The organism is Solwaraspora sp. WMMD406 (assembly GCF_029626025.1).
Lineage (GTDB): Bacteria > Actinomycetota > Actinomycetes > Mycobacteriales > Micromonosporaceae > Micromonospora_E.
This window is the reverse complement of record NZ_JARUBF010000001.1, coordinates 4,769,576-4,790,170: the sequence shown is the minus strand read 5'-3', so window position 1 is coordinate 4,790,170 and position 20,595 is coordinate 4,769,576. Positions and strand designations below refer to the sequence as shown.

The window sequence follows — 20,595 nt, the reverse complement described above, 5'->3', positions numbered from 1 at the left end:
AATGGTCAACAGGAAACTCATTGCCGCAGTTGCCCGGATCGCCGTGCTTGGCCTCCTCGGGCTGATCGCCACAGGGTGTTCATCGACGGAGGAGACGCCGTCGTCGAGTGTCGCGGAGACCGCGGCGCCATCGCAGGCCGGCGATCCGGGCGACGGTGCGGACGCTGGCGGTGACACCGGCATCGCAGCGGATTCACTACCGTTCACGGAGGAACTCAACGGCCGCAGGCTCACCGTCGAATCGTTCGGTACCTCCACACCCGCCTCCCCGTTGTGGGAAGTCGGTGAGGGCAACGAGGTGCTGTACCTCCAGGTGAAGATCGAGAACGTCGACGCCGATCCCTGGGAGTCGAACGTCGTACAGTTCTTCCTCTTCGACGAGTCGGACGAGACCTACGGACCGTCCTTCTACGACGCCGAGGTCGGGGACGCCCCGGACGCGGTCACCCTCGCCCCCGGTGAGGCGGTCGAGGGGTACGTCCCGTTCGAGGTCCCGGCTGGTACGACCGGCCTGCGCCTGGAATACGCGGTCGACCTGAGCCAGAACGCAGTCATCGACGTGCAGCTGAACTGACGTACCGGCCGGTGGCTCCGGTACGCGTGTCGGCTGTTCTGGCCCGCTGCTGGTTGGCTAGGGTGTCGAACACACGTACGTGCCGGATGCGACAGGTGGTGCCGGCGGCGCGGGAGTCAACCGGGAGGAGCGATGTGCTGGTGCTCGGAGTCGACCCGGGGTTGACCCGGTGCGGGGTCGGTGTGGTCGAGGGGACGCCGGGCCGGCCGTGCCGGCTCGTGGCCTACCACGTGGTGCAGACCGACCCGGGCGACGAGTTGCCGGCCCGGCTGCTGCGGCTCGACCAGCGGTTGACCGAGCTGGTCGCCGAGCACCGGCCGGACAGCGTCGCGGTCGAGCGGGTGTTCAGCCAGCACAACGTACGGACCGTGATGGGCACCGCGCAGGCCAGCGCGGTCGCGGTGCTGGCCGGCGCGCGGGCCGGTCTGCCGGTGCGCACCTACACTCCCAGCGAGGTCAAGGCGGCGGTGACCGGCTCCGGCCAGGCCGACAAGGCCCAGGTGACCGCGATGGTGACCCGGCTGCTGCGGCTGGCCCAACCGCCCAAACCGGCCGACGCCGCCGACGCCCTGGCCCTGGCCATCTGCCACGTCTGGCGGGGTGGTACCCACGATCGGCTGGCCGCCGCGACGCGCGCGGCCCGGACAGGAGACCCGCGATGATCGCCAGCCTGAGCGGAACCGTGGTGGCTGTCGCGCCGGACAGCGCGGTGATCGAGGTCGGGGGAGTGGGCCTGTCCGTCCACTGTGCCCCCGGCACCCTGGCCAATCTTCGGCCGGGCAGCCCGGCCAGGCTGGCGACCAGCCTGGTGGTCCGGGAAGACTCGCTCACCCTGTACGGCTTCGCCGACGACGACGCCAAGCAGCTGTTCGAACTGTTGCAGACCGCCAGTGGGGTCGGTCCCCGGCTGGCGCAGGCGGTGCTGGCGGTGCTCACCCCGGACGCCGTCCGCACGGCGATCGCCAACGCCGACACGGCGACGCTGACCCGCGTTCCCGGCATCGGCAAGAAGGGTGCCGAGCGGCTGGTGCTGGAGCTGCGGGACCGCGTCGGCCCGGTTGCGGTCGGCACCGACGGCGCAGCCGGGGTGACCGGCGGGGCCTGGCCCGAGCAGGTACGGCAGGCGCTGGTCGGGCTGGGCTGGACCGCCGGGCAGGCCGATCAGGCGGTGGCGGCGGTCGCCGAGTCGCTCGACGGCCCACCGCCACCGGTGCCGGTGCTGCTCAAGCAGGCGATCCGGCTCCTGGGTAGGACCCGGTGAGCGCGGAGCCCGACGGTCTGGTGTCGGCGTACGCCAGTGACGCCGAACGCGACGCCGAGGTCAGCGTCCGACCGCGCCGGCTGGCCGAGTTCATCGCCCAGCACCGGGTACGCGACCAGCTCGATCTGCTGCTGCGCGGGGCGATGAAGCGGGGCGCTCCGCCGGACCACATTCTGCTCAGCGGGCCGCCGGGGCTCGGCAAGACGACCCTGGCCAACATCGTGGCCGCCGAGTTGGGTTCGGGCATCCGGGTGACCAGCGGCCCGGCGATCGAACGTTCCGGTGACCTGGCGGCGATCCTGACCAGCCTGGCCGAAGGTGACGTGTTGTTCATCGACGAGATCCACCGGATCGCCAAGCCGGCGGAGGAGTTGCTGTACAGCGCGATGGAGGACTTCCGGGTCGACGTGATCGTCGGCAAGGGGCCGGGGGCGACCGCGATCCCGCTCGACGTGGAGCCGTTCACCCTGGTCGGGGCGACCACCCGGGCCGGGCTGCTGACCGGGCCGATGCGCGACCGGTTCGGTTTCGTCGCGCATCTGGACTTCTACGAGCCGGCCGAGTTGGAGGTGCTGCTGCGCCGGTCGGCGGGGATCCTGTCGGTGCCGATCACCCCGGACGGGGCGGTGGAGATCGCCGGCCGGTCGCGGGGCACGCCCCGGATCGCCAACCGGCTGCTGCGCCGGGTGCGCGACTACGCCGAGGTACGGGCGGCGGGGGTGGTCGACCGGGAGACGGCGCGGGCGGCGTTGACCGTGTACGACGTCGACGACCTGGGTCTGGATCGGCTGGACCGGGCGGTGCTGACCGCGTTGATCTCGTCGTTCGGCGGCGGCCCGGTGGGGTTGTCGACCCTGGCGGTGGCGGTGGGGGAGCAGCCGGACACGGTCGAGGAGGTCTGCGAGCCGTTTCTGGTCCGGGCCGGGCTGCTGGCCCGTACGCCCAGGGGTCGGGTGGCGACCGAGGCCGCGTGGCGGCATCTGGGTCGGACTCCGCCGCCGGGTGCGCTCGGCGGCGGCCTCGGATCGGGTCCGCCCGGTGGCGGTGCCGGTGGGTCCGGCCGGTCCGGGTCACTCGGCAGCGGCAGCGGCGGGTCCGCGCCGCCTGATTTGTTCGCAGATGGGGCTTAAATTATCTCGTGATCTGAACGTGATCTGTGCCGGCCGTGGGGTTCTCAGTCACACCGACTAGACTCGCCGCGGTCTGTACGGCACGTGAGATCCTGCCTCCGCTGCGGCGTATCCGCCGTACGGTGGGCTGACGGGAAAGGTCGTTCGTTGTGCATTTGGCAGTAGAGAGCGGCGGCGGTGGCGCCAGCTTCATGCCCATCCTGATGATCGGTCTGCTCTTCGGCGTCATGTACTTCATGATGATCCGGCCGCAGCAGAAGCGGCGTCGGGAGGCCGAGCAGATGCAGTCGTCGATCGGCCCGGGCGACGAGGTGGTCACCATCGGTGGCCTGTACGGCACGGTCGCCAGCGTCGACGACGAGACGGTGATGCTCGAGGTCGCACCCGGTGTGCACGAGCGGTACGCCCGTCCGGCGATCGCCCGGGTCGTCACCAAGACCGCGTCGATGGACAGCTCCCCGGCGGACTCGACCGCGCCGGACGAGGTGCCGAGCAAAGACTGACCACCCCCGGTTGCACCGAGCCGGGTTACATCGATGATACTGATCGTTGTGTCCCCGGTCACCGTCGGCGGGTTGCGCCGGCGGTGACCTAGCGGGCACAGGCCACCCCACCGTCGCTCGCACCAGGGGCACCCCCCGTCCACCTGGGGCGTCAGCGGCCGAACCGCGCAGGGAGACAGGACCGCCGTGGCACCACCTCAGGGACAGATGCGTCCCGGCCGGCAACTCGCCGCACTCGGACTCATCTTCGCCGTCCTATACCTCATGGTGTTCTTCGCCGGAGCGAGTGGTAGCTGGCAGGAACGGCTGGAGCCGAAGCTCGGCCTGGACCTGATCGGCGGCACCCGGGTCACCCTGGAGGCGACCACCGAGGACGGCAGCGCGCCGCCGGCCGCCTCGCTCGACCGCGCTCGCGGCATCATCGAGAACCGGGTCAACAGCCTCGGCGTCTCCGAGGCAGAGGTGGTGACCGAGGGCGACCGCAACATCGTCGTGTCGCTGCCGGGCCAGAACCGTGACCTCACCGAGATCGGCAACGCGGCGGAGCTGCGGTTCCGCAAGGTCATCCGGGCGACCGACGGTGGCGAGCCGATCCAGCCGCAGGCCAGCCCCACCCCCGGCGAGGGCACCGAGTTACCAGCCCCCGACGCCTCGCCCGGTGCGTCACCGGACCCGGAGACCTCCCCGGAGGCCGAGGTCGAGGCCAGCCCGGGCGCCGAAACGAGCCCGGACGCGGGCGGCGAGGGCGGCATGGCCCAGCCGGATCCCAGCCCGACCGCCACCGACCCCAGCCCCAGCCCTGGCGCCGAGACCAGCCCGTCCCCGACGCCGGCTCCCGACGCCGGTGACACCGGCCCGGTCGACGTCGCCGACGTCCAGGCCAAGGTCGGCGAGGCGGCGTGGGCGGCGGCCACCGGCCTGCAGGCCCCGGCCGACTTCAGCGCCGACCCGTCGCTGGCCGAGACGCTGCGGCCGTTCGGCGAGTTGACCCCTGCGGAGATCCGCGCGTTGCCGGCCACCGTCCAGTACAACGTCCCGTACGTCACCTGCGACAAGTTGTTGCTGCGCCAGGCCGGCTCGATCCGCGACGAGTCGCAGCAGGTCGTCGCCTGCGAGGGACTGGTCAAGTACTTCCTCGACGAGGCCAAGGTCGTCGGCACCGACGTCAGCGACGCCGCCGGCGTGCTCGACCAGACCACCAGCCAGTGGGTGGTCAGCCTCAACTTCACCGGCTCCGGCCAGCGGGCCTGGACCGAGCTGACCCGCGAGGCGTTCAACAACACCGACCAGGAGTGCGAGGCCAGCGCCCTCGGCCAGGACGGCAAGTGCCGCGTCGCGGTGGTCCTCGACAACGAGGTCATCTCCTCGCCGGAGATCCAGGGCGTGCTCACCGGCGACTCGCAGATCACCGGCGACTTCAACGGCACCACCGCCAACGAACTGGCCAGCAACCTGCGCTTCGGTGCCCTGCCGCTGACGTTCGAGCCGCAGGAGGCGCAGAGCATCTCCGCCACCCTCGGCACCGAGCACCTGCGGGCCGGTCTGCTGGCGGCTGGGATCGGCATGCTGCTGGTCGCGGTCTACTCGTTCTTCTACTACCGAATGCTCGGCATCGTGATCTTCCTCAGCCTCATCCTGTCGGCGCTGCTGGTGTTCGGCGCGATGGTGGTGCTCGGCCGGCAGATCGGCTTCACCCTGACCCTGGCCGGGATCGCCGGTCTGATCGTCTCGCTCGGCGTCGCTGCCGACTCGTTCGTGCTCTACTTCGAACGACTGAAAGACGAGATCCGAGAAGGTCGAAGTCCGCGCAGCGCGGTGCCACGGGCCTGGCTGCGGGCCCGGCGGACCATCATCTCCGCCAACGCGATCACCCTGATGGCGGCGATCGTGCTCTACATCGTCTCGGTCGGCACCGTGAAGGGCTTCGCCTTCGCGCTCGGCCTGGCGACCATCCTCGACCTCGTCGTGGTCTTCCTCTTCCGGCATCCGATCATGTCGATGCTGGCCCGCACCAAGGCCTTCCTCTCGCCTCGGGTGAGCGGCCTGGGCAGGGCGGTCAAGACCGACGACGAGACCACCACCCCGGTCCGTAACCCACGCGTCAAGGAGGCCTGAGATGAGTGGTTTCGCTGGACGCCTGTACCGAGGTGAAGCCAACCTGCCGGTGGTCGCCCGCCGCAAGACCTGGTTCACCATCGCCGCCGTGATCGTCGTCGGCTCGATCGCCAGCATCATCATCAGCGGCTTCAACCTGGGCATCGAGTTCCGGGGCGGCAACGAGTTCCAGGTGCCGTCGAGTGTCGGCACCCTGCAGCAGGCCGAGGAGACCCTCGCCGCCGAGCTGGGTGACCTCGACGCCGACGAGCCGGCGCGGGTGGTGTCCGGGCAGGAGGTCGGGGACAGCACCTACCTGTTCCGGGTCTCGGAACTGGGTGCCGAGCAGGTCGTCACGGTCAAGCAAGGGTTGGCCGAGGAGTTCGGCATCGCCGAGGACACCATCAGCGACAGCCGGGTGAGCGCGGCCTGGGGTGGTCAGGTCACCCAGCGTGCGCTGCTGGGTCTGGCCGTCTTCATGGTGCTGGTCACGATCTACCTGGTGCTGCGCTTCGAAGCCCGGATGGCGATCGCCGCAGTCGCCGGCCTGGTCCTGGACCTGGTGCTCACCGCCGGGATCTACTCCGTGTCCGGGTTCGAGGTCACGCCGTCGACCGTCGTCGGCTTCCTCACCATTCTCGGTTTCGCGCTCTACGACGTCGTCGTGGTCTTCGACAAGATCCAGGAGAACACCCGGTCGATCACCGGCAGCAGCGTGCAAACGTACGGTGAAGCCGCCAACCTGGCCATCAACCAGACTTTGATGCGGTCGATCAACACCTCGATCGTGGCGCTGCTGCCCGTCGGTGGTCTGCTGTTCATCGGCGCCGGTCTGCTCGGTGCCGGCACGCTGAAGGACCTCGGCCTGGTGCTCTTCGTCGGTATGGGCGCCGCCTTCTTCGTCTCGATCTTCGTCTCCGCTCCGCTGGTGACGTTGCTCAAGGAGCAGGAGCCCAAGTACCGGATGCACACCCAACGAGTGCAGGCCAAGCGTGCCTCGTTGGCGGAGCGGGACAAGACGTCGGCCAAGCGGCCGAGCCGTACGGCCGCCGCACCGGCCGAGACCGACGCGGACGACGATGATTCGGCCGACGACACCGACGCCGCTTTCGCCGGCAGCACCCCCAAGGTCGGGGCCCGCCCGGGCGGCAAGCGCCAAACCGGCGGCGGACGCGGTGGCCGTCCCGGCGGCGGAGGCGGTCGGAAACGGCCCAGCGGGGCCAAGCGTCGCTGACCGACAACGCACCGTCGGCCCGGACCGGGCCGACGGTGCCGCGGGTGGGGGAGGATCGGGTGGTGGAGAGCCAGTCACCGGTCATCGGGGACAGCGGACCCGAGGCGGCGGCACTCGTGGCGAGTCGGGTACTCGACGTGCCAGACTTTCCCAAACCGGGCATCGTGTTCAAGGATCTGATGCCGTTGTTCGCCGACGGACCGGTGTTTCGTGAGGTGATCGACGAGATCGTCGGCTACCACGGTGCCGAGTCGTTCGACGTGGTCGCCGGCATCGAAGCGCGAGGCTTCGTGCTGGCGGCGGCGATCGCGTACGCCACCGGCACCGGGGTGGTGCCGGTGCGCAAGGCCGGCAAGCTGCCACGAGCGTCGTTCTCCGCCTCCTACGCCCTGGAGTACGGCGAGGCGGTGCTGGAGGTGCACCAGGACGCGTTCACCGCCGACCAGCGGGTGCTGGTGGTGGACGACGTGCTGGCCACCGGCGGTACGGCGAGCGCGACGTTGGACCTGGTCGAACGGGCCGGCGGCGTCGTGACCGGGTTCAGCGTGCTTCTCGAACTCGGTTTTCTGGCCGGACGTGAGCGGTTGTCGCCCCGGGCGGTACACGCGATGTGGCGAGTGTGACGCCCGACGTGACCGACATGATCGACCCGGCAGACGGGTACGGTCAGGTCCGTACGGGTAGTATTGCGGTCCCTGTCAGTCAGGGGCATCCTCTCCTGGCTAGCGCTGCAGCAGGTCGGCCGGATACGGTCGGCTGAGGTCCCGGCGGACTGGAAGGAGGCCGGTGTCCCACGACGTCGCCCCTTCTGTGGAGGGCACTGTGCACCCGACTGGCGAGGCTGACCCGACGCCACGTACCACCCCGTCCGAGCCGCCGCCGATCGAACCGGTGACGGCAAGCTCGGCCGCGCCGTCCGACGGCCCGCAGGCCGCCGCGTCGACCAGCCCGGCCGACGCCGCCCCACCGGCCAACGGCAGGCCCCCGGCGAACGGCACCGTGGCCGCCACCGGCGGCACGCACACCAACGGCACCGGCGGCACCCACACGAACGGCACCGCCCCGGCGGCCAGCGGCTTCGCCTTCGCCGGCGCGCCGACCGGCCGTCGGGTCCGGGCCCGGCTGGCGCGGTTCAACTCCCCTTGGCAGTCCGCGCACATCCAGGAGGTGCTGGAGCCGCTCATTGCCACGCACCAGCAGAGCCACCCCAAGGCGGACCCGCGGCTGCTCCAGCGGGCGTTCGACCTGGCTTCCAAGTGGCATTCCGGGCAGTACCGCAAGTCGGGTGATCCGTACATCACCCACCCGCTGGCGGTCGCCACGATCCTCGCCAACCTCGGGATGGACACCACCACACTCGTCGCCGCGCTGCTGCACGACACGATCGAGGACACCGGCTACACCCTCGACGAGATGCGGACCGACTTCGGCGGCGAGGTCGCCCTGCTGGTCGACGGGGTGACCAAGCTCGACCGGGTCAAGCTCGGCGACGCGGCCAAGGCGGAGACGATCCGCAAGATGGTCGTCGCGATGGCCAAGGACCCCCGGGTGCTGGTGATCAAGCTGGCCGACCGGCTGCACAACATGCGGACGCTCACCTTCCTGCCCAAGGCCAAGCAGGAGCAGAAGGCCAAGGAGACCTTGGAGATCCTGGCTCCACTGGCCCACCGGCTCGGGATGAACACCGTGAAGTGGGAGTTGGAGGATCTCGCGTTCGGCACGCTGTTCCCCAAACGGTACGAGGAGATCAACCGGCTGATCGGGGAGCACCAGCCGCAGCGCGACACGCAGCTGCGCAAGGTGACCCAGAAGGTCCAGGTGGATCTTCGCGCGGCCAAGATCAAGGCCGAGGTGACCGGTCGCCCCAAGCACCTCTATTCGATCTATCAGAAGATGATCGTGCGCGGACGCGACTTCACCGACATCTACGACCTGGTCGGCGTACGGATCCTGGTCGACACGGTCCGCGACTGCTACGCGGCACTCGGGGTGATCCACGCGAACTGGCAGCCGGTACCCGGCCGGTTCAAGGACTACATCGCGATGCCCAAGTTCAACATGTACCAGTCGCTGCACACCACGGTGATCGGCCCGACCGGCAAGCCGGTGGAGATGCAGATCCGGACCTTCGCCATGCACCGGACCGCCGAGTTCGGCATCGCCGCGCACTGGAAGTACAAGGAACTCAAGGGCGCCACCGTCGTCGGCCCGCCGGCCCACATCGACGAGATGACCTGGCTGCGTCAGCTGCTCGACTGGCAGCGGGAGGCGAGCGACCCGAGCGAGTTCCTCGACGCGCTGCGCTTCGACCTGTCCAGCCAGGAGGTGTACGTCTTCACCCCCAAGGGTGACGTCATCCCGCTGCCCACCGGCTCCACCCCGGTCGACTTCGCCTACGCCGTCCACACCGAGGTCGGACACAAGTGCATCGGTGCGCGCGTCAACGGCAAACTGGTGCCTCTCGAATCGACGCTGTCCAACGGCGACGTCATCGAGATCTTCACGTCGAAGTCGGCCACCGCCGGCCCGACCCAGGACTGGCTCGGTTTCGTCAAGAGTCCGCGCGCCCGGACCAAGATCCGGCAGTACTTCAACAAGGAACGCCGTGAGGAGGCGATCGAGGCCGGCAAGGACGCGATCGCCAAGGCCATGCGCAAGCAGGGCATGCCGCTGCAGCGGATGCTGACCACCGACTCGCTGATGGCGATCGCCCGCGACCTGCACCTGGCAGACGTGGCGGCGCTGTACGCCGCCGTCGGCGACAGCCAGGTCTCCGCCCAGACGGTCGTCCAGCGGCTGATGGCCAGCTTCGGCGGGGAAGAAGGCGCGGCCGAGGATCTCGCCGAGTCTGCCGTCGCCACCCGTCCTCCCCGGGACCGCCACGCCGGCACCGATCCCGGCGTCGTGGTCCGTGGCGTCAGCGACGTCTGGATCAAACTGGCCCGCTGCTGCACCCCGGTCCCGCCGGACACCGTGTTCGGGTTCGTCACCCGGTCCGGTGGGGTCAGCGTGCACCGCGACGACTGCGTCAACGCCGTCGATCTGCGCGTGCAGAAGGAGCGCATGGTCGAGGTGAGCTGGAAGCTCACGTCGGCGTCGACGTTCCTGGTGGCGATCCAGGTCGAGGCACTCGACCGGCACAAGCTGCTGGCCGACGTCACCCGGGTGCTGTCCGAGGAGCGGGTCAACATCCTGTCTGCGACCGTGACGACCACGCGGGACCGGGTCGCGGTCAGCCGGTTCTCGTTCGAGATGGCCGACCCGAAGCACCTCGGGCACCTGCTCGCCGCCGTCCGCAAGGTCGACGGAGTCTTCGACGCCTACCGGGTCACGTCCGGAAGCTGAACGCCCGGCCCGACGGCACCCCCGACGGTCGGGCTCATCCCACGAAAACGGGCCGGCGGCCAGGGGTAGCCCCTGGCCGCCGGCCCTCCCACGTACGGCCCGCCTACTGGGGGTCGCTGACGGTCAGCGAGTTGATCAGGATGTCGTTGTTCGGGTGACCGCCGCCCGGCGACGGTTCGAACGCCCCGTCGTGTCCGGCCTCGGTCGCCTCCTGGATCACGTCGAGCCCTTCGGTGACCGTACCGAGAACCGTGTAGTCCGGGCTCAGTTCGACGTCCTGGTAGATGAAGAAGAACTGGCTGCCGTTGGTGTCGGGCCCGCTGTTGGCCATCGCCACCACACCCGCCGGGTACGCGGGGCGGTCGTCGACCGGAAGGTTCTCGTTGGCGAACTGGTAGGTCGGGCCACCCGTACCGTCGGTTTCCCGGTAGCCCTCGCCGCTGGCGCTCGGGTCGCCGCACTGCAGCATGCCGGGGAACATCCGGTGGCACTTGGTGTTGTCCCAGAAGTTCTGGCTGGCCAGGTGGTGGAAGCTCGCCGCGGTGCACGGCACGTCCGCGAGGTTCATGGTCACCTGGATCTCACCGAAGTTGGTGTCCAGGGTCATCACCTGGGTGCCGCTGTCCGGCGGCGTGGTGGTCGGCGGCAGGCCGACGTCCTTGATGGTGGGGCGGCGCTGCTCGGCGGGGACCTCGTTCCACACGCAGGTGGTGGCGACGGCCTCACCCTCGGCCTGTGGCGTCTCGGTCTCGTCGTCACCGACGGCGACGACCACCCACACCACGACGGCCACCACGAGCACCAGCGCGAGCCCGGCGCCGACGCCGGCCTGCAGCTGACGGCGCTTGCGAGCCGCCGCGGCGCGTTCGGCCATCTCCTTTTCGAGGCGGGCCCGAGCCGCGGCACGTTGCCGCTCCCTGGTCGACGTCACGGTGGCTCCTCCTGAATCGGTTATCTAGCTGCTCTGGGACATCGTGGTCGAGTCGATCTGGTCAGGCTGGTCAGGACTGACCGTCGGCGGAGCTGCTGGCCGACGGGGTCGGCGCGGGGGTGCCGGGCTCGTACGGCTCGTCGACGGTGATGGTCTCGATGACGACGTCCGAATCCGGCTTGACCTCGGCGCCGGCGTCGTTGGCCACCTTCGGCAGCGCGCCGATCGCCTGGACCGTCGCCATTCCACCGGTGACCCGCCCCATGATCGGGTACTCGGGGAACTCGGTGGTGAAGTCACGGAAGAAGATCTTGAACTGGCTGCCGTTGGTGCCCTGCGGCACGCCGACAGCGGCCACCGTACCGGCCGGATACAGCGGCGGGTTGTCGGCCGGGTCCGCCGAGGGGTCGGGCTGCGGCGCGGTCGGCACGTTTTCGCTGTAGTACGAGTATGCCGGCCCGCCCTGCCCGGTGCCGCTCGGGTCACCGCAGAGGATCGCGCCTTCGTCGGTGATCTCGTGGCAGGTGGTGTCGTCGAAGAAGTTCTCGCTGGCCAGATGGGCGAAGCTCGCCGCGGTGCAGGGGGCGTTGGCCAGGTCGAGTTCGACGGTGATCGGGTCGCCCTGGTTGGTGCTGATCGTCATCAGCCGTACGCCGCTGGTCGGCGGATCGGTCGTCTCCGGCATGCCGACGTCTTTGAGATCGGTGTTGGCCACCGGATCCTGCGGGGTCCAGGTGCAGGGTCCGGCCTCCGCGACCGGTTCGGGTTCGCGATCGAACGCACCGAGTGCCCACGCGGACGCGCCCGCGACGAGTAGCAGCGCGAGACCGGCGCCGACACCGGCGCGGACTCGCCGCTTGCGTCGCGCCGTCGCGGCTCGCCGGGCCATCTGCCGGTCGAGCTTGGCGCGCGCCAGTTTGCGCTGCCGGTCCCTGCTGGAAGCCACCCGCGCTCCCCTTTCCTGATCAGCCGTGCACCCTGCGGCGGGCGTGCCGGATCGAGACGCATTGCGGTACTCCGCGCCACATGCCCGCCAGAGTGTACGGGTATCCGCTGGGAAATTGTTGTACGAGGTCTGCTCCGTATCCAATCGGAGATCATCTTTGTAACCGATGGGTTTGCCGGGACGCGCGGCGGGCCGGATCCGCCGATTCGCGCCGGCCGCTAGGCTCGACCGGTGACAGAGGCCGTGGCGTGCCCGCACGGCCGGCGGAAGGACCGGCGGAAGGAGAGGCGTGCTCATCACCGGGTTCCCGGCACCGGCCTTCGGCACCAACTGTTACGTGGTGGCGACCGGGCCGGGCGAGCAGTGTGTGATCGTCGACCCCGGCATCGGGGTGCTGGACCAGCTCGACGCGGTCGTCGCCGAGTATCGGCTGCACCCGGCCGCCGTGCTGCTCACCCACGGCCATCTCGACCACACCTTCTCGGTCGCGCCGGTGTGCGGCGCGCGCGGCGTCACCGCGTACGTGCATCCGGGGGACCGCGAGTTGCTGGCCGACCCGGCCAAGGGCCTGTCGGCGGACCTGGCCGCGATGTTCGGCGGCCGGCTGCCGTACACCGAGCCCGACGACGTCGCCGAGTTGACCGACGGAGGTGTGTTGACCCTGGCCGGGCTGGAGGTCACCGTCGACCACGCCCCCGGGCACACCGGCGGCTCGGTGCTGTTCCGGCTGCCCGGTGCCGGCTCGCCGTGGGAGGCCGAGCAGGTGTGCCTCGCCGGTGACGTGCTGTTCGCCGGGTCGATCGGCCGTACCGACCTGCCCGGTGGCAGCCTGCCGGCGATGATGGCCAGCCTGCGCGACAAGGTGCTGCCGCTGGCCGACGACACGGTCGTGCTGCCCGGCCACGGTCCGGCGACCACCATCGGGCGGGAACGCGCGGATAACCCGTACCTGCGGGAGGTTGCCGACCTCGGCGTCGCGCCCCGCGCCCGCCAGACCGGATTGTGACGGAGAGTTCCTGATGAGCAAGCCCACGCCGATCTCCGGCTTTCCGGAGTGGCTTCCCCCGCAGCGGATGATCGAGCAGTACGTGATCGACCGGCTGCGCCGCACCTTCGAGCTGTACGGCTTCGCGCCGCTGGAGACCCGGGCGGTCGAGCCGCTGGACCAGCTGCTGCGCAAGGGGGAGACCTCCAAGGAGGTCTACCTGCTGCGCCGGCTGCAGGCCGACCCGGACGCGGCGGCCTCGGCCGGCGACGACGCCCTCGGGCTGCACTTCGACCTGACCGTGCCGTTCGCCCGCTACGTGTTGGAGAACGCCGGCAAGCTGCAGTTCCCGTTCCGCCGCTACCAGATCCAGAAGGTGTGGCGGGGCGAGCGGCCGCAGGAGGGCCGCTACCGCGAGTTCCTGCAGGCCGACATCGACATCGTTGACCGCGACGAGCTGGCCCCGCACCACGAGGCGGAGTTGCCGCTGGTCATCGGGGACGCGTTGGCCAGTCTGCCGATCCCGCCGGTGCGGATCCAGGTCAACAACCGCAAGGTCTGCGAGGGTTTCTACCGGGGGATCGGGTTGACCGACCCGGACGCGGCGCTGCGGGCGATCGACAAGCTCGACAAGATCGGTCCGCAGCGGGTGGCCGAGCTGCTGATGAGTACGGCCGGGGCCGGCGAGAGCCAGGCGAAGGCGTGTCTGTCGCTGGCGGAGATCTCCGCGCCGGACGCCTCGGTCGCCGACGCGGTACGCGGCCTCGGGGTCGAGCACCCGCTGCTCGACGAAGGGCTCGCCGAGCTGGTCGTGGTGCTGGAGACGGCCGCCGCGCACGCGCCCGGCCTGTGCGTGGCCGACCTACGGATCGCCCGCGGGCTCGACTACTACACCGGCACGGTCTACGAGACCCAACTGCGGGGGTACGAGCGGTTCGGTTCGATCTGCTCGGGTGGCCGCTACGACGATCTCGCCTCGGCCGGGGCGGACCGCTTCCCGGGGGTGGGCATCTCGATCGGGGTGTCCCGGCTGCTGGGGTTGTTGTTCGGTGCCGACGCGTTGTCGATCTCCCGGCCGGTGCCGACCTGTGTGCTGGTGGCGTTGCCGGCCGAGTCCGACCGGCCGGCCGGCAACCAGGTCGCGGACGCGCTGCGGCGGCGGGGGATCGCCGTCGAGGTGTCGCCGTCGGCGGCGAAGTTCGGCAAGCAGATCCGGTACGCGGCACGGCGCGGCATTCCGTACGTGTGGTTCCCGGGGGTCGACGGGGAGCCGGACAGCGTCAAGGACATCCGGTCGGGTGCGCAGCAGCCGGCGGAGCGTTCGACCTGGTCACCGCCGGCGTCCGAGTTGACACCGACGGTGTCGGGCGGGTCGGCGGCGGCGGCCGACTGACCAACGATCTAACGGGTAGTCGGCGACGAAAGGGGCGATTCGCTCGGGAGAAGTGGCGGCGACGGCTTCGGATAACCTACGGTTGCGTAAGTTACGCTGCCGTAGGGAGAAGCTGTTGTCCGTCGTGTCCGTCGCCCCGATGTCCCAGACCGCCCTGCTGATCGAACTGGAGCCGGTGGTCGCCACCAACCTCGACCGGCATCTGAGCCTGGCCAAGGAGTGGTTCCCGCACGAGTACGTACCGTGGAGCGACGGGCGCACCTTCGACGGCCCGCTCGGCGGCGAACCCTGGTCACCGGAGGACTTCAGCATCCCCGAGGTCGCCCGTACCGCCCTGGTGGTGAACCTGCTCACCGAAGACAACCTGCCCTCGTACCATCACGAGATCGCCACTCTGTTCGGCCGCGACGGCGCGTGGGGCACGTGGGTGCACCGGTGGACCGCCGAGGAGGGCCGGCACGGCACCGCGATCCGCGATTACCTGACCGTCACCCGGGCGGTGGATCCGGTCGCGCTGGAGCGGGCCCGGATGGTGCACATGTCCAACGGCTACGCCAACGTGCACAGCGACGAGGTGCTGCACTCGCTGGCGTACGTGTCGTTCCAGGAGCTGGCCACCCGGATCTCGCACCGCAACACCGGCAAAGCCACCGGCGACCCGCTGTGTGAGCGGCTGCTGGCCCGGGTCGCCGCCGACGAGAACCTGCACATGATGTTCTATCGCAATCTGCTCGGCGCGGCGTTCGAGCTGGCCCCGAGCCAGGCGATGCGGGCCGTGGCGGACGTGGTCGCCGACTTCCAGATGCCCGGGGTCGGCATCGACGGGTTCGCCCGCAAGTCGGTGGCGATCGCCATGGCCGGCATCTACGACCTGCGCCAGCACCACGACGAGGTGCTCTCGCCGGTGCTGCGCCAGTGGGACATCTGGAACGTGACCGGGCTGGACGCCGACGGCGAGGCGGCCCGCGAGCAGCTCGCCGACCAGATGGCGCAGATGGACACCGCCGCCGCCCGGTTCGAGGCACGACGCGAGGAGCGGCGCGCCCGCAATCGCTGAGCCGTGCCCAGTGTTGGCGACGCGGGTCTCGTGGCTGGTCGCCACGGGACCCGCGTCGGGTGTGGCCGGTCGTCGGTGGAGTGCCCGTCGTGGGTGGAGCGCCGGTCGTCGGTGGACCGGTGGCCGACCCGCCTCACTAGACGCTCAGGTTGACGGTGAGACGGGCTTAACGCATTGGAAATCGATGCGTCGAGATTCGTGAAACCCGCCCTCCCTACGTTTCGTGGCACCACAACTTCGGCTGAAGGGGAGTTGGATGCCACGACGCTTCCGGGGCGGCCTCGCCGCGCTCTGTATATTGTCGACATTGGTTGCGGCCACGGCGTGCGCGGAGGATCCCACCGCCTCCGGCGGCGACACGGACTCCGACACGATCAAGGTCGGGATCCTGCACTCGCTGAGCGGCACCATGGCGATCAGCGAAGTCACCGTACGCGACGCGGAGCTGCTCGCGATCGAGGAGATCAACGCCGCCGGTGGCGTGCTGGGCAAGCAGATCGAACCCGTCGTCGAGGACGGTGCCTCGGACTGGCCCACGTTCGCCGAGAAGGCCCAGAAGCTGATCTCCCAGGACAAGGTCGCCACCGTCTTCGGTGGCTGGACGTCGGCCAGCCGTAAGGCGATGCTGCCGGTCTTCGAGCGCAACAAGGCGCTGCTGTGGTACCCGGTGCAGTACGAAGGGCTGGAAAGCTCGCCGTACATCTTCTACACCGGAGCCACCACCAACCAGCAGATCGTGCCCGGCCTGGACTATCTCAAGGAGCAGGGCCACCAGACGATCTTCCTGGTCGGCAGCGACTACGTCTTCCCGCGTACCGCCAACAAGATCATCAAGGCGTACGCCGAAGCCAACGGCATGCAGGTCGTCGGCGAGGAGTACACCCCGCTCGGCCACACCGAGTACAGCACCGTGGTCAACAAGCTGCAGCAGGCCCAACCCGACGCGGTGTTCAACACCCTCAACGGCGACAGCAACGTCGCCTTCTTCAAGCAGCTGACCAGCGCCGGCATCACCGCCGACGCGATGCCGACCGTCTCGGTCAGCGTCGCCGAGGAAGAAGTCGTCGGCATCGGCCCGGAGAACGTCGCCGGACACCTGGTGGCATGGAACTACTACCAGACCACCGAAGGCGACCGGAACACCGAGTTCGTCGAGGCCTTCAAGGCCAAGTACGGCGCCGACAAGGTCACCTCCGACCCGATGGAAGCCGGCTACAACGCCGTCTACCTGTGGGCGGCGGCCGTCGAAGCGGCCGGCACCACCGAGGTCGAAGCCGTCAAGGAAGCCGCCGGCGGGATCAGCATCGACGCCCCCGAAGGCAAGGTCACCATCGACGGCGACAACCAGCACGTCCACAAGACGGCCCGGATCGGCGTGGTGCAGCCCGACGGCCAGATCCAAGAGGTGTGGAACTCCGGCGAACCCATCAAGCCGGACCCATACCTGACCGGCTACGACTGGGCCGAAGGCCTGTCCTGACCCGGCGCGACTAGCGGAGGGAGGTGCCCGCCATGGCTGTCGTCAACCAACTGGTCATCGGCGCGAGTATCGGAGCGGTGCTGCTCCTGATCGCGCTGGGACTGACGTTCACCTTCGGTCAGATGGGCGTCATCAACATGGCCCACGGGGAGTTCATCCTGGCGGGCGCCTACACCGCGTACATGATGCAGGGGTTGGTCGGGACGCAAGCCGTCCCGGCCGCCCTGCCGGTCGCGTTCCTCATCGCCGGCACCATGGGCTTGATCCTGGAGCGGCTGGTGATCCGACGCTTCTACGGCCGGCCCCTGGACACCCTGCTGCTCACCTTCGGTGTCAGCCTGATCCTGCAGCAGCTCGCCCGCGACATCTTCGGCGCGCCGAACGTGCAGGTCACCGCGCCCGGATGGCTCACCGGCGGGATCGACGTGGTCGGCGTACGGCTGCCGTACAACCGGATCTTCATCATGGTCCTCGCGATCGCCTGCGTGGTCGCGATCTCGCTCTACCTCGGCAAACTGTCCTACGGCCGCCGGATGCGGGCGGTGATGCAGAACCGCCAACTCGCCGCCGTCACCGGGGTGGCCACCCAGCGGGTCGACCAGCTCACCTTCTTCATCGGCTCCGGCCTGGCCGGTGTCGCCGGGGTGGCGCTCACCCTGATCGGCCCGGTCGGGCCGTCGTTGGGCACCTACTACATCGTGGACGCGTTCCTCGTCGTCGTCGCCGGGGGACTCGGGCAACTGCGTGGTGCGGTGATCGCCGCGATCGCCCTCGGCGTGATCAACAGCTATGTCGAATTCTGGACCGATGCCAGCCTCGCCAAGGTGGTGGTCTTCGCGGTGATCGTGGCCTTCCTCCAGTTCCGTCCACAGGGCATGTTCGTCCTCCGTTCCCGGGCGCTGACATGAGCGCCCCCCGGACGACCCCGGCCCCGGCGACCCCGGCCCGGCCGACCCCGGCCGACCCGCGACCGGCGGCCCGCTTCGCCGCCCGGCCGCCCGCCCGCTGGCCCGGACCGGCTGTGTTCGTCGCCGTCGGCGTCCTGCTGCTGGTCGTCGCGCCGCTCGCGCTCAGCCCGTTCCGGCTGGACTTGCTCGCCAAGTACCTCTGCTACGCCATCGTCGCCGTCGGCATCTACCTGGCCTGGGGACGCGGCGGCATGCTCACCCTCGGCCAGGGCGTCTTCTTCGGCCTCGGCGGCTACGCCATGGGCATGTACCTCAAACTCGCCGACGCCGGCGAGGGCAACCTGCCCGACTTCATGGTGTGGAGCGGGGTGGAGACGCTGCCGGCGATCTGGGCACCGTTCCGCAACCCGTTCTTCGCCCTGTCCATGGTGGTCGTCCTGCCGACCACGGTGGCGTTGATCCTCGGCACCCTGGTGTTCCGCCAACGGGTCCGGGGCGCCTACTTCGCCGTACTGTCCCAGGCCCTGGCCGCCGCGTTCGTGATCCTGCTGATCGGCCAGCAGGGACTCACCGGCGGCACCAACGGCCTGACCAACGTCCAGTTCTTCTTCGGCCTCGACCTGTACGACCCGGCGCAGAAGCGGATCGTCTACTATGTCTGCGTCGGCGCGCTCGGCCTGGTGTTCCTGGCCGCCTGGCAGCTCACCCACTCCCGGTTCGGCAAACTGCTGGTCGCCATCCGCGACGGCGAGGACCGGGTCCGGTTCCTCGGCTACGACCCGGCCGTGGTCAAGACCCTGGTGTACGCGTTGTCGGCGGCGATGGCCGGGATCGCCGGCGCGCTGTTCGTGCCGGTGGTCGGCATCCTCGGACCGGCCGACCTGGGTGTGGTGCCGTCGATCGAGATGCTGGTCGCGGTCGCCATCGGCGGGCGGTTCTCGCTGGTCGGCGCGGTCGGCGGGGCCATCCTGTTCAACTACGGCAGTACGGTGCTCAGCGAACAGTGGCCGTCGGGCTGGCTCTACCTGCTCGGCGGGCTGTTCATCGCCGTGATGATGTGGGCCCCCCGGGGCCTCGCCGGGCTGCTCGCCGACGGCTGGTCGGCGGTACGGCACCGCTGGCCCGGCCGGTCCACCGGTGGTCCGCCCGGCGCGGCCCCGGTGTCACCGGCGGCCGGTGACACCGCCGCGCCCGCGCCGGCCCAACCGGCGGCGACCGCCTCGGTCGGAGGTGACCAGCCGTGAGCGGAAAGCTAGAGGTCCGCGACCTCAACGTGGTCTTCGACGGATTCCGGGCGGTCACCGACCTCAGCCTCACCGTCGAGCCCGGCGAGCTGCGGTTCCTGATCGGACCCAACGGGGCCGGCAAGACCACCCTGATCGACGTCGTCACCGGCCGGACCCGACCGGCGTCCGGTTCGGTCCGGTTCAACGGCCAGGAACTCGTCGGCCGCCGCGAACACGCCATCGTCCGGCTCGGCATCGGCCGTACCTTCCAGACGTCGGTGGTGTTCGAGCAGCTCACCGTCCTGGAAAACCTCGACCTGGCGGCCAGCTTCCGCCGACCGCTGGTCGGCCTGCTGCGCCGCCGCCGGGGCGTCTCCGACCAGGTGTCCCGGGCACTGGACACCACCGGCCTGGCCGACCTGGCGTTCGCCCCGGCCGGGGTGCTGTCGCACGGCCAGCGGCAGTGGCTGGAGATCGGCATGCTGATCGTGCAGCAGCCCAGCCTGCTGCTGCTCGACGAACCGGTGGCCGGGATGAGCCGCGGCGAACGCGAACGCACCGGCGAGCTGCTGCGCGAGGTCGCCAAGGACCACACCGTGATGGTGATCGAACACGACATGGAATTCCTGCGCCGCTTCGCCAGCACCGTCACCGTGCTGCACGAGGGCAAACTGCTCTGCGAGGGCACCGTCGCGCAGGTGCAGGCCGATTCCCGGGTGCAACAGGTCTACCTCGGCCGCAGCCGCGAGGACGGCACCGAGGCTGCCGAACCGCCGGCCGCCGCGCAGGGATCACCGATCGCTCAGGAGGCGTCGTCGTGACCGCCATGTTGACCGTCGAGTCGCTCGACGTCGCGTACGGCCGGGCCCAGGTGCTGTTCGGGGTCGACCTGCAGGCCCCGGCCGGTGCCCTGGTCTGCGTGATGGGCCGCAACGGGGTCGGCAAGACCACCCTGCTGAAGGCGATCACCGGGGTGCTGCCGGTGCGCTCCGGCCGGGTCACCTTCGACGGCCGCGACATCACCAAGCTACGGACGCATGAGCGGGTCCGGCTCGGGCTCGGCTACGTGCCGCAGGGCCACGAGACCTTCCCGCAGTTGACCGTCGCGGAGAACCTGCAGGTGGCGGTCGAGGCGGCCCGGACCGACAAGGTGGCCGTGGACGAGGCGCTCGACCTGTTCCCGGCGCTGGTCGGCCTGCTGCGCCGTAAGGCCGGGTTCCTCTCCGGCGGTCAGCAGCAGCAGCTGGCGATCGCCCGCGCGCTGGTCACCCGGCCGAAGATGCTGCTGCTCGACGAACCGACCGAAGGCATCCAGCCGTCGATCATCGTCGAGATCGAGGAGGCGATCGAACGGCTGCACACCGAGGCCGGGTTGGCGATCCTGCTGGTCGAACAGTACCTCGAACTGGCGTTGCGGCTCGCCGACCAGTTCGTCATCCTCGACGCCGGCGAGGTGGTCCGGGCCGGCGACAAGGAGGACCTGCGCGACGAGTCGGTCCGCCAGCTGCTGTCGGTGTGACCCACCGCC

Annotated in this window: 18 protein-coding genes and 1 pseudogene; 17 read left to right on the top strand and 2 right to left on the bottom strand. The window is 69.9% G+C overall.

Annotated elements, in window-relative coordinates; genetic code table 11:
• The first annotated feature begins 1 nt into the window (after position 1).
• The 9 genes and pseudogenes from O7632_RS21015 (at position 2) to O7632_RS20975 (ending at position 10,141) form a co-directional block, all read left to right on the top strand.
• The gene (locus O7632_RS21015) at positions 2-574 is read left to right on the top strand and encodes a DUF4352 domain-containing protein (protein WP_278116656.1); all 573 of its coding nucleotides are present in this window, start codon (positions 2-4) and stop codon (positions 572-574) included.
• 134 nt (positions 575-708) lie between these two features.
• A complete protein-coding gene (ruvC, locus tag O7632_RS21010; protein ID WP_278116655.1) occupies positions 709-1,236 on the top strand; it encodes a crossover junction endodeoxyribonuclease RuvC in 528 nt (175 codons plus the stop codon).
• On the top strand, positions 1,233-1,835 hold the full coding sequence (ruvA, locus tag O7632_RS21005; protein ID WP_278116654.1) for a Holliday junction branch migration protein RuvA: 603 nt from the start codon (positions 1,233-1,235) through the stop codon (positions 1,833-1,835). Before ruvC ends, ruvA begins: the two co-directional genes overlap by 4 nt.
• Positions 1,832-2,833 (top strand): annotated as a pseudogene (ruvB, locus tag O7632_RS21000) (Holliday junction branch migration DNA helicase RuvB); the annotation flags it as partial. The gene ruvA and the pseudogene ruvB, both read left to right, overlap by 4 nt.
• Positions 2,834-3,114: 281 nt before the next feature.
• Positions 3,115-3,468 (top strand): preprotein translocase subunit YajC, encoded by a 354-nt coding sequence (yajC, locus tag O7632_RS20995; protein ID WP_278116653.1) that lies wholly within the window; start codon positions 3,115-3,117, stop codon positions 3,466-3,468.
• A gap of 186 nt (positions 3,469-3,654) precedes the next feature.
• Entirely contained in the window at positions 3,655-5,583 is a 1,929-nt protein-coding gene (gene secD / locus O7632_RS20990) for a protein translocase subunit SecD (RefSeq protein WP_278116652.1), read from the top strand.
• A gap of 1 nt (position 5,584) precedes the next feature.
• On the top strand, positions 5,585-6,796 hold the full coding sequence (gene secF, locus O7632_RS20985; protein WP_278116651.1) for a protein translocase subunit SecF: 1,212 nt from the start codon (positions 5,585-5,587) through the stop codon (positions 6,794-6,796).
• Positions 6,797-6,855: 59 nt separating this feature from the next.
• Positions 6,856-7,419 (top strand): adenine phosphoribosyltransferase, encoded by a 564-nt coding sequence (locus tag O7632_RS20980; protein ID WP_278120254.1) that lies wholly within the window; start codon positions 6,856-6,858, stop codon positions 7,417-7,419.
• Positions 7,420-7,582: 163 nt separating this feature from the next.
• A complete protein-coding gene (locus O7632_RS20975) occupies positions 7,583-10,141 on the top strand; it encodes a RelA/SpoT family protein (RefSeq protein ID WP_278116650.1) in 2,559 nt (852 codons plus the stop codon).
• 103 nt (positions 10,142-10,244) lie between these two features.
• On the opposite strand, the gene O7632_RS20970 is transcribed toward O7632_RS20975, so the two are convergent.
• A complete protein-coding gene (locus tag O7632_RS20970) occupies positions 10,245-11,072 on the bottom strand; it encodes a peptidylprolyl isomerase (RefSeq protein WP_278116649.1) in 828 nt (275 codons plus the stop codon).
• Between the two features lie 70 nt (positions 11,073-11,142).
• Positions 11,143-12,018 carry a peptidylprolyl isomerase gene (locus tag O7632_RS20965; protein WP_278116648.1) on the bottom strand — a complete coding sequence of 292 codons (876 nt, stop codon included), beginning with the start codon at positions 12,016-12,018 and terminating at the stop codon, positions 11,143-11,145.
• A gap of 289 nt (positions 12,019-12,307) precedes the next feature.
• Between O7632_RS20965 and O7632_RS20960 the strand changes: the two genes are divergently transcribed.
• The 8 genes from O7632_RS20960 (at position 12,308) to urtE (ending at position 20,586) form a co-directional block, all read left to right on the top strand.
• The gene (locus O7632_RS20960; RefSeq protein ID WP_278116647.1) at positions 12,308-13,024 is read left to right on the top strand and encodes an MBL fold metallo-hydrolase; all 717 of its coding nucleotides are present in this window, start codon (positions 12,308-12,310) and stop codon (positions 13,022-13,024) included.
• 13 nt (positions 13,025-13,037) lie between these two features.
• Positions 13,038-14,396 (top strand): histidine--tRNA ligase, encoded by a 1,359-nt coding sequence (hisS, locus tag O7632_RS20955; RefSeq protein WP_278116646.1) that lies wholly within the window; start codon positions 13,038-13,040, stop codon positions 14,394-14,396.
• Positions 14,397-14,535: 139 nt separating this feature from the next.
• The gene (locus tag O7632_RS20950; protein ID WP_278120252.1) at positions 14,536-15,453 is read left to right on the top strand and encodes an acyl-ACP desaturase; all 918 of its coding nucleotides are present in this window, start codon (positions 14,536-14,538) and stop codon (positions 15,451-15,453) included.
• A 256-nt stretch (positions 15,454-15,709) separates the two neighbouring features.
• Positions 15,710-16,933, top strand: a complete 1,224-nt coding sequence (urtA, locus tag O7632_RS20945) for an urea ABC transporter substrate-binding protein (RefSeq protein WP_278116645.1) — start codon at positions 15,710-15,712, stop codon at positions 16,931-16,933.
• 32 nt (positions 16,934-16,965) lie between these two features.
• Positions 16,966-17,841 (top strand): urea ABC transporter permease subunit UrtB, encoded by an 876-nt coding sequence (gene urtB / locus O7632_RS20940; protein WP_278116644.1) that lies wholly within the window; start codon positions 16,966-16,968, stop codon positions 17,839-17,841.
• On the top strand, positions 17,838-19,085 hold the full coding sequence (gene urtC / locus O7632_RS20935; protein ID WP_278116643.1) for an urea ABC transporter permease subunit UrtC: 1,248 nt from the start codon (positions 17,838-17,840) through the stop codon (positions 19,083-19,085). The genes urtB and urtC overlap by 4 nt, the downstream gene beginning before the upstream one ends.
• Positions 19,082-19,888: an urea ABC transporter ATP-binding protein UrtD gene (gene urtD, locus O7632_RS20930; RefSeq protein WP_278116642.1), complete on the top strand. Its 807-nt coding sequence runs from the start codon at positions 19,082-19,084 to the stop codon at positions 19,886-19,888. The genes urtC and urtD overlap by 4 nt, the downstream gene beginning before the upstream one ends.
• 5 nt (positions 19,889-19,893) lie before the next feature.
• Positions 19,894-20,586 (top strand): urea ABC transporter ATP-binding subunit UrtE, encoded by a 693-nt coding sequence (gene urtE, locus O7632_RS20925; RefSeq protein ID WP_278120250.1) that lies wholly within the window; start codon positions 19,894-19,896, stop codon positions 20,584-20,586.
• Positions 20,587-20,595: the final 9 nt, after the last annotated feature.